The organism is Massilimicrobiota sp. mt181 (assembly GCF_055420065.1).
In genome coordinates this window covers 75,326-82,474 of the sequence record NZ_JBVAYN010000011.1, presented here as the reverse complement: position 1 = coordinate 82,474, position 7,149 = coordinate 75,326, and the positions used below count along the sequence as shown (strand labels likewise).

The following is a 7,149-nucleotide window of genomic DNA, read 5'->3' as shown; positions in this document are numbered from 1 at the left end:
GTAAATCATAAAAATGATGAAAATAAAAAAAGTCCTGATAAAATCAGAACTTTTCATTATAATTAGGATAAAGCTAATTATTTACAAGCTTCTTCGATAGCTACGGCAACAGCAACAGTTGCTCCAACCATTGGGTTGTTACCCATACCGATTAATCCCATCATTTCTACGTGAGCAGGAACTGAAGAAGAACCAGCAAATTGAGCATCACTGTGCATACGTCCCATAGTATCAGTCATACCATAAGAAGCAGGACCAGCAGCCATATTATCAGGATGTAATGTACGTCCTGTTCCTCCACCAGAAGCTACTGAGAAATATTTTTTACCTTGTTCTACACATTCTTTTTTATAAGTACCAGCTACTGGATGTTGGAAACGAGTAGGGTTAGTAGAGTTACCAGTGATAGAAACATCTACACCTTCTTTATGCATAATTGCTACACCTTCACGAACATCATCTGCACCATAGCAGTTAACTTTTGCTCTTGGCCCATCAGAGTAAGCTGTTCTTGATACTTCTTTAACTTCCCCAGTGAAATAATCAAATTCTGTTTCAACATAAGTGAAACCATTGATTCTTGAAATGATTTTAGCAGCATCTTTACCTAAACCATTTAAGATAACTCTTAATGGTTTATTTCTAACTTTATTTGCTTTTTCAGCAATTTTAATAGCTCCTTCAGCAGCAGCAAATGATTCATGTCCAGCTAAGAAAGCAAAACATTCAGTTTTTTCATCTAATAACATAGATCCTAAGTTACCATGACCTAAACCAACTTTACGATCATCAGCAACTGATCCTGGAATACAGAATGATTGTAAACCAACACCGATTGTTTTAGCAGCATCAACTGCTTTTGTATCTCCATTTTTGATTGCCATTGCAGCACCTACTGTATAAGCCCAACAAGCATTTTCAAAACAGATAGGTTGAGTTGATTTAACGATGTTATAAACATCAATACCTTTTTCATCACAAATTGCTTTAGCTTCTTCAATTGATTTAATATCATATTTAGCTAATGCAGCGTTAATCTGATCAATTCTACGTTCATAATTTTCAAATAATGCCATCTTCGTACCCCTCCATTATTCCTTTCTTGGATCGATGTATTTTGTAGCACTATCAAATCTACCATAAGTACCAGTAGCTTCTTTTAATGCTTCATTAGCATCTTTTCCAGATTTAATCATATCCATCATTCTTCCAAGATTAATGAATTCATAACCGATGATTTCATTATTATCATCTAAAGCGATTCTGTTAATGTAACCTTCAGTTAATTCAAGATATCTAGGTCCTTTTAATTTTGTAGAATATGAAGTACCAACCATACTTCTTAATCCTTTACCTAAATCTTCAAGACCAGCTCCTACAGAAAGTCCACCTTCTGAGAAAGCAGATTGGCTACGTCCATAAACGATTTGTAAGAATAATTCTCTCATTGCTGTATTAATAGCATCGCATACTAAGTCAGTATTTAAACCTTCTAATAAAGTTTTACCAACTAATGCTTCACTAGCCATAGCAGCAGAGTGAGTCATTCCAGAGCATCCGATTGTTTCAATTAATGCTTCTTCAATAATTCCTTCTTTTACATTTAATGATAGTTTACATGCACCTTGTTGAGGAGCACACCAACCAATACCATGTGTAAAACCAGAAATATCTTTGATTTCTCTTGAATATACCCATTTTCCTTCTTCAGGAATTGGAGCACATCCATGACTTGCACCGCGTGCAACAGTGCACATTTCTTCTACTTCTTTTGTATAAATCATTTTTTTACTCCTTTCATCTTCAAAATGATTAGCCAGACAAATCAGAAAATTGTGCAAATTTTTCCGATTGTGGTGAAGGAATTTCACCTACTGTGATTATAAGGCAAATAGCCTTTAAAGTCAATGTACACCGTACTTTCCCAATGAAAAAAATGTCAAATTTGTAGTTCTTTGTCAAAAAATAAAGATGTGAAAAATTTACTTATTGCAAACTTATAAAAAGAGGGTTATAATAAATTTGCAATAAGTAAATAAAAAGAATAGACAAAGCTATTCCTTGATTTTTCTCATTTTCTTAATAATATTCATGGATGCTTCCATGCTTTCTAGAAAAATTTCTTGTTCTTGGGCATCTAAACTTCTCATAAAATAAATGAGTCTGGCTTCATCTTTTCCTTGAATGAGGATATCTTCATTGCCATGTTTATGAAGATTTAAAAGATGGTCTATATCAATATCAAGAATGCGGCAGATATCATCTAATACATCCAGACGTGGAAAATTGGTGTCTGTGACATAAGCAGAAAATGCACCAGGTGTAATATTGAGCTTTTTTGCAATATCTTTTTGTGTCATGTTCTTTTCTTCTAATTTTGTAGCTAGAATTTTACCAATTTTTAACATTTCATCCACCTCATTTTTTTCATTATATCGGAGAGTTTTATTTTTCTGTAAAATGTTTAGTTATAATAGAATTATATTTGATATTCATTTTAACTATTGTTATAATAAATATAGATATAAAAGTAACTACAAATAAGAAAGGAGAATAGCATATGTATATATGTGAATTCTTTCAATCTTTAACTCTTCTTCAATCATCTTCTTACTGGTTGAACGAAGCTTTTTTTGAGGACAAGGTTTATGTGGAGATTTTGCCAAAAGAAAAATTAACTTCACAAATTTGTGTTCAAAATAATGCTCAGAATTATTTGATATATAAGGAGCTATATCATCAGTTATTTTATGCTGTGGGGATAGATGATATAAATGAGGAAATTGAAACATTAAGTACTTTTCAAATCAGTATTCCCAGTTCACAAGCTATTTATTTGGAAGCAAGTGTTATTGAAGCTATTTATTTATATGACCATATATTTGATGATTATCAAAAAAGATGGCCGATAGACTTATTATTACCATTGATGTTTTTGGATAATCTTTTTTGTCAGAATGTTAAAGATAATCAGGAATGTTTTCCAAAGACTTATCGCATCCCTTGTTTACATCAGTTATTTATAAAAAGATTCTATTATTTTATTATTCAATATTGTTATTATCGTTTTCAATGTCAAGATGCCCATTCTTTAACACATCCTTATCATTTTGAAAATCTGGTTCAAAATAAATTACATCAATATATTCAACATTCCCCTATACAAAATATTTCAGAATTAACATATCTGGAAAATAAAGCACTTGATCAATTTGTAAGGAAAATGTCTCAAAATGGTTCTTAAAGAATCATTTTTTTATTTTCTAAGAAAAAAATAAAAATTTATGCAATAATATAAACAGAAAAATCGTTAGTATAGTGAAAGGGGGAAAACAAATGACTATGAATCAAAAAGAAATCGATCAGCTGATACTTCAAATTCCCCAAATAGATGATGCTTTTGATGAATTGTACAGTCAGACAAAGACAAGTGTTTTCGCTTATATAATGAGTATTATAAAAAACTATGATGATAGTACAGATATACTTCAAGAAGTTTATGTCAAGCTCTATTTAGCTGCACGTAACTATCAATCACAGAGAAAACCGCTGGCATGGATTTATACAATTGCCAGAAACGAATGTTATCTTCATTTAAGAAGACAGAATCTGACTCATGAATATCAGGATCATCTTTATTGTCCACCAGAGACAGATATGAATACCAAAATGATTTTGGAATATTTATTTGAAAGTTTAAATGATCAGGAGAGAGAAGTCATCATTATGCACTCATTATGGGGGCTGAAGCACTATGAAATTGCAGATTTATTAGGTATACCTATCGCAACCTCTTTATCAAGTTATCATCGAGGAATGAAAAAAATGAAAAAGAAGATTGGAGAGATGAAAGATGAATGAAATCAGAAATGCTTTTACGAAAATTACACCGCATAAGTTGGATGATATTAAAGAAGAATTGAAAACAAGAGATGACAATATTGTCGTTGAAACAAAGAAAAAGAAGAAACGTTATCTCTTTGCTGTTCCTGTTGTGGCTTTGTGTATGGTGCTCATGGTGATGTTCTTACCAGCAACAGGGCAGGTTCAGACAGTTGTAGGACTGGATGTGAATCCAAGTGTTGAATTGAATTTGGATGATGATTATAAGATTTTAGAAGTCAAAACCAATAATGAAGATGGTAAAAAAATCGTGGGAGATATGGATTTGACAGGTAGCGATGTTGAAGTTGGTGTGAATGCACTGATTGGAGCTATGTTAAAAGAAGGTTATATTGATGAACTAAAAAATTCATTACTTGTTTCTGTAACAGGAGAAAATGAAGCAGAAAATGAAAAATTGAGACAACAGCTTTCTTTGAATATTGATGAATTATTGAAAGCCAGCGATATTAATGGATCCATTGTTTCTCAGACAATTGCTGATAAAAGTATAGAAGAACTCGCAAAACAATATCAAATTTCTGTAGGAAAAGCAGAGATTATCCAACAACTGGTATCAAAGAATTCACTCTATACATTTGAATCATTAAAGGATTTATCTATTCATGAATTGAATTTATTATTACAAAGTAATCAAGTAGAACAAGTCACAATTACAGGCAGTGCTAGTGAAAGTGGCTATATTGGAAAAGAAAAAGCACAAAGCATTGCTGTGGCAGATGCTAATGTTTCTAATCCAACAATTTTAAAAGTTGAAATGGATTATGATGATGGTATGATGGTTTATGAAGTAGACTTCCATAAAAATGGTGTGGAATATGAATATGAAATTAATGCTTTAACAGGTGAGATTGTGAAAAAAGAGACAGATGGACAAGCAAGAACAAATCAGTCTTCTGGTTCAACTTCACAACAAGGTTCTCAGTCTTCATCAAATGCATCATCAAATGCCTCTTCAAATACATCTAATGGACAGATTTCACAAAATCAAGCAAAGACAATTGCGAAAAATCATGCCGGTGTGCAATCTGTATCACAGGAAAAAATAAAGAAAGATTATGATGATGGTGTAACAAAATACGAATACGAGTTTGTGAGTGGAAATTATAAATATGAATATGATATTAATGCACAAACAGGTTCTGTAATTAAACATGAAAAAGAATATGTTGGTCAGGTGAACATTAGCAAAGATCAAGCAAAACAAAAAGCATTAAGTCATGCAAATGTTTCTGCATCAAATGCTTATGATGTAGAAGTAGAATTAGATAATCAATATTATGAAGTATCTTTTAAATCAGGACAATATGAATATGAATATCGTATTAAAGCTTCAGATGGTTCTATTGTTTCTCATGAAAAAGATTATGATGATTAGAAGAAGTTTCGACTTCTTCTTTTTTCTTAATAAATTCTTAAAATATTCACAAGGATTATGTAATATAATGTTGAATGAGGTGAGAATATGAACATTTTAGTTGTTGATGATGAGAAAGAAATTGCAGATTTGCTTGAGTTATACTTGAAAAATGAGAATTTTACAGTTTTTAAATTTTATAATGGTTGTGATGCATTACGTTGCGTTGAAACTCAAGATATTGATCTTGCTGTTTTGGATATTATGTTGCCAGATATTGATGGTTTAAAAATATGTTCTAAAATTAGAGAAACGAAAATTTTTCCAATTATCATGTTAACTGCGAAGGAAACAGAAATTGATAAAATAACAGGCTTAACAATGGGAGCAGATGATTATGTGACGAAACCTTTCCGTCCTTTGGAATTGATGGCACGCATTAAAGCTCAACTTCGTCGTTATGCTATGATGTCTCCTAAAAAAAATTCTTCTATTTTAACGATTGGAGCCTTAACGATTGATAAAGAAAATCATCGTTGTTTTCTAGATAATCAATTATTGTCATTAACCCCAACAGAATTTTCTATTTTATGGTTGCTTTGTTCAAACAAAGGAAAAGTTGTTAGTGTTGACCAGATTTTTCATGATTTATGGGGTGAAAAGTATTATACGAATTCTAGCAGTTCTATTATGGTGCACATTCGTCATTTAAGAGAAAAAATGAATGATTCAGCAGAAAATCCACGTTATATCCAAACAGTATGGGGAGTAGGTTATAAAATTGAATAAAGATTATACAAGAAAATTTCAAAAAGAAATTGTCAAAATACATATTATGATTACTGCCAGCTGTTTTGTATTTATACTTTTATTTTATTTTTTCATGGATTATTTTTATAATGGCGCTTTTATCAATTCTTTGCAGGAATTTTTTGGTTGGGATTTTGCGCATTTTGCTTTAAAAAATCAAAAAACGATTATTTTTATGATTATTATTTTTGTTGTTTTATTAAATTCACTGATTGTGGAAATCTATGCGATTCAAAAAATATCACGTGTTTTTTCACAAATCAAAATTCTTTTCCAGAAAGATCAACAAAGAATTGTTTTGGATGATTCTTTATATGAATTGGAAAATGATTTGAATGAATTAAAAAGACAAAGTATTGAAAATGAGAAAAAAGCTATTGATGAAGTTCAACATAAAGTAGATATGATTGCCTATCTGGCTCATGATATCAAAACTCCACTTGCTTCAGTCATAGGGTATTTATGTTTGTTGGATGAGACACCACATTTACCAGAAGACTTGCGTCATCAATATACACATATTACTTTAGAAAAGGCTTATCGTCTGGAAAAATTAATTAATGAATTTTTTGATATTGCAAAACTGAATCAGACATATTCTCCTATTCATAAGGAAAAGGTACATTTGTTATATTTGTTAGAGCAGATGAAAGAAGAATTTTATCCATTAACATCACAAAAGAATCAGACGATTGAATTAGATGTGAGTGAAGATTTCTTTATTTATGCAGATGCACAAAAAATAGCGAGAGTCTTTAATAATATCCTTAAGAATGCTTTTCATTATAGTTATGACAATAGTGTGATTTCTATTCGGACATATCAGGATGAAACTTATGATCATATTGTTTTTCAAAATCATGGTGATACCATTCCTCCTGATAAGATTCAAAATATTTTTAAACAGTTTTATCGTCTTGATGAATCAAGAAATTCTCAAACGGGAGGTTCAGGATTAGGGTTGTCTATCGCAAAAATGATTGTAGAACAACATCATGGATTGATTAAAGCAACCAGTGAAAACCAACAGACAACTTTTGATGTGATGTTGCCACGTCATGAACTTTAGGAATTCTTAA

Annotated in this window: 8 protein-coding genes; 5 read left to right on the top strand and 3 right to left on the bottom strand. The window is 31.1% G+C overall.

Features of this window, described 5'->3' with window-relative positions; all coding sequences use genetic code 11:
- Positions 1–77: 77 nt before the first annotated feature.
- The 3 genes from ACZYT4_RS07880 to ACZYT4_RS07870 form a co-directional block, all read right to left on the bottom strand.
- Positions 78–1,076: a GGGtGRT protein gene (locus ACZYT4_RS07880; RefSeq protein WP_463784349.1), complete on the bottom strand. Its 999-nt coding sequence runs from the start codon at positions 1,074–1,076 to the stop codon at positions 78–80.
- A 15-nt stretch (positions 1,077–1,091) separates the two neighbouring features.
- Entirely contained in the window at positions 1,092–1,784 is a 693-nt protein-coding gene (locus ACZYT4_RS07875; RefSeq protein WP_205091152.1) for an iron-sulfur cluster assembly scaffold protein, read from the bottom strand.
- 270 nt (positions 1,785–2,054) lie between these two features.
- Positions 2,055–2,408 carry a helix-turn-helix domain-containing protein gene (locus ACZYT4_RS07870; protein WP_463784346.1) on the bottom strand — a complete coding sequence of 118 codons (354 nt, stop codon included), beginning with the start codon at positions 2,406–2,408 and terminating at the stop codon, positions 2,055–2,057.
- A gap of 152 nt (positions 2,409–2,560) precedes the next feature.
- Between ACZYT4_RS07870 and ACZYT4_RS07865 the strand changes: the two genes are divergently transcribed.
- From ACZYT4_RS07865 to ACZYT4_RS07845, 5 genes are all read left to right on the top strand, one after another.
- Positions 2,561–3,244 (top strand): hypothetical protein, encoded by a 684-nt coding sequence (locus tag ACZYT4_RS07865; RefSeq protein WP_463784343.1) that lies wholly within the window; start codon positions 2,561–2,563, stop codon positions 3,242–3,244.
- Between the two features lie 92 nt (positions 3,245–3,336).
- The gene (locus tag ACZYT4_RS07860; RefSeq protein WP_463784340.1) at positions 3,337–3,861 is read left to right on the top strand and encodes an RNA polymerase sigma factor; all 525 of its coding nucleotides are present in this window, start codon (positions 3,337–3,339) and stop codon (positions 3,859–3,861) included.
- Positions 3,854–5,281: an anti-sigma-I factor RsgI family protein gene (locus ACZYT4_RS07855; RefSeq protein ID WP_463784338.1), complete on the top strand. Its 1,428-nt coding sequence runs from the start codon at positions 3,854–3,856 to the stop codon at positions 5,279–5,281. The genes ACZYT4_RS07860 and ACZYT4_RS07855 overlap by 8 nt, the downstream gene beginning before the upstream one ends.
- Positions 5,282–5,368: 87 nt before the next feature.
- A complete protein-coding gene (vanR, locus tag ACZYT4_RS07850; RefSeq protein ID WP_463784336.1) occupies positions 5,369–6,049 on the top strand; it encodes a VanR-ABDEGLN family response regulator transcription factor in 681 nt (226 codons plus the stop codon).
- Positions 6,042–7,139, top strand: coding sequence for a sensor histidine kinase (locus ACZYT4_RS07845; protein WP_463784334.1), 1,098 nt, complete (start codon positions 6,042–6,044; stop codon positions 7,137–7,139). Before vanR ends, ACZYT4_RS07845 begins: the two co-directional genes overlap by 8 nt.
- Positions 7,140–7,149 lie beyond the last annotated feature (10 nt).

Excerpts from the sequence above, each read along its gene's own strand:
- ACZYT4_RS07855 (WP_463784338.1), top strand. The coding sequence starts at position 3,854 with ATGAATGAAATCAGAAATGCTTTTACGAAAATTACACCGCATAAGTTG.
- ACZYT4_RS07865 (WP_463784343.1), top strand. The coding sequence starts at position 2,561 with ATGTATATATGTGAATTCTTTCAATCTTTAACTCTTCTTCAATCATCT.
- ACZYT4_RS07860 (WP_463784340.1), top strand. The coding sequence starts at position 3,337 with ATGACTATGAATCAAAAAGAAATCGATCAGCTGATACTTCAAATTCCC.
- ACZYT4_RS07870 (WP_463784346.1), bottom strand. The coding sequence starts at position 2,408 with ATGTTAAAAATTGGTAAAATTCTAGCTACAAAATTAGAAGAAAAGAAC.
- vanR (WP_463784336.1), top strand. The coding sequence starts at position 5,369 with ATGAACATTTTAGTTGTTGATGATGAGAAAGAAATTGCAGATTTGCTT.
- ACZYT4_RS07875 (WP_205091152.1), bottom strand. The coding sequence starts at position 1,784 with ATGATTTATACAAAAGAAGTAGAAGAAATGTGCACTGTTGCACGCGGT.
- ACZYT4_RS07880 (WP_463784349.1), bottom strand. The coding sequence starts at position 1,076 with ATGGCATTATTTGAAAATTATGAACGTAGAATTGATCAGATTAACGCT.